The organism is Streptomyces sp. NPDC000941 (genome assembly GCF_053599555.1).
Genome location: NZ_JBSFMM010000525.1, coordinates 1 through 1,802, shown reverse-complemented (window position 1 = coordinate 1,802; position 1,802 = coordinate 1). Strand labels below are relative to the sequence as shown.

The window sequence follows — 1,802 nt, the reverse complement described above, 5'->3', positions numbered from 1 at the left end:
CGGCACGGGCCCCGACGACCTGCGGGCCGAGGCGAGCCCCCGGGCCGCCGCCCCGCTCGCCCCCGGCCAGGTGCGGATCGCCGTCCGCGCCGCCGGCCTCAACTTCCGGGACGCGCTGATCACCCTCGGCATGTACCCGGACGCCGCCGCGACCATCGGCAGCGAGGGCGCCGGCATCGTCACCGAGGTCGCCGGCGGAGTCACCGGGCTGGCCGCCGGCGACCGCGTGATGGGCCTGTTCGACGACGCCTTCGGCCCGCTGGCGGTGGCCGACGCCCGCATGGTCGCACCCGTGCCGGACGGCTGGGGCTTCCGGGAGGCCGCCGCCGCGCCGGTGGCGTTCCTCACCGCCTGGTACGCGCTGGTGGAGCTGGGCGGGCTGCGCTCCGGCGAGACTGTCCTGATCCACGGCGCCGCCGGCGGCGTCGGCATGGCCGCCGTGCAGGTCGCCCGCCACCTCGGCGCCGAGGTCTACGCCACCGCCAGCCCGGCCAAGCACGGCGTGCTTCAGGCCATGGGCATCGACGCCGACCACCGCGCCTCCTCGCGCGACCTCCACTTCGAGAACGCCTTCCCTCGCATGGACGTCGTCCTCAACAGCCTCGCCGGCGACTTCACCGACGCCTCGCTCCGGCTCCTCCACGACGGCGGCCGGTTCGTCGAGATGGGCAAGACCGACCTCCGCGACCCCGAGCAGGTCGCGCGGGGGCACGCGGGCGCCGCGTACCGGGCGTTCGACCTGATCGCGGACGCGGGCCCCGAGCGCATGGGGCGGCTGCTGGCCGCGCTGGGCGAGCGGTTCGCCTCGGGGGCATTCACGCCGCTGCCCGTCACCGCCTGGCGGCTCGGCCAGGCCCGGCAGGCGCTGCGGCACCTCGCGCAGGCCCGCCACACCGGGAAGCTCGTGCTGGACGTGGAGAAGGCCGCGCCCCCGCTCGACCCGGCCGGCACCGTGCTGCTGACCGGCGGCACCGGCACCCTCGGCGGCCTGATCGCCGAGCACCTGGTGCGCGCCCACGGCGTGCGGCACCTGCTGCTGCTCAGCCGACGCGGCCCCGACGCCCCCGGCGCGGCGGAACTGACCGACCGGCTGGCCTCGCTGGGCGCGGAGGTGCGGCTTGTCGCGGCGGACGCGGGGGACGCCGCCGCCGTACGGGAGGCCGTCGCGGGCGTCGACCCGGCGCACCCGCTGACCGGCGTGGTCCACGCGGCGGGCGTCACCGCCGACGCGATGCTGCCCGCCCAGGACGCCGAACGCCTCGCCGAGGTGTGGTCGGCCAAGGCGGCGGCAGCGGCCCACCTGCACGCCGCGACCGCCGGGATGCCGCTGGGCATGTTCGTGCTGTTCTCGTCCTTCGCCTCGACCCTCGGCACCCCGGGGCAGGCCAACTACGCCGCCGCCAACGCGTTCTGCGACGCCCTGGTGGAGCGGCGGCACGCCGAGGGCCTGCCGGGCGTCTCGGTGAGCTGGGGCCTGTGGGTCGCCGCGAGCGGGCTCACCGGCGGGCTGACCGAGGCGGACGTGGCTCGCATCGCGCGGCAGGGCATCGTGCCCACCAGCACCGAGGAGGGCGGCGAGCTGTTCGACGCGGCCCTGAAGCACGGGCGGCCCGCGCTGCTCGCGCTGAACCTCGACCCGCGCGCCCTGGCCGCGCAGCCGCCGGCGGCCCTGCCCGCACCGCTGCGGGGGCTGGCGTCCGCCGCCCGCTCGGCGCGCGGGGCGGGGGGGGCGCCGGCCGCCGGGGGGGGGGGCGGGGGCGGGGCCCCCCCCGGCGGCGCGGGGTTAGGTTGTTGCGAACTCA

General features: G+C 78.5%; 1 protein-coding gene. It reads left to right on the top strand.

Features of this window, described 5'->3' with window-relative positions; translation table 11 throughout:
- On the top strand, window positions 1-1,802 hold a 1,802-nt coding region (locus ACWDSL_RS53260), incomplete at both ends, for an MDR/SDR family oxidoreductase (protein ID WP_450496971.1).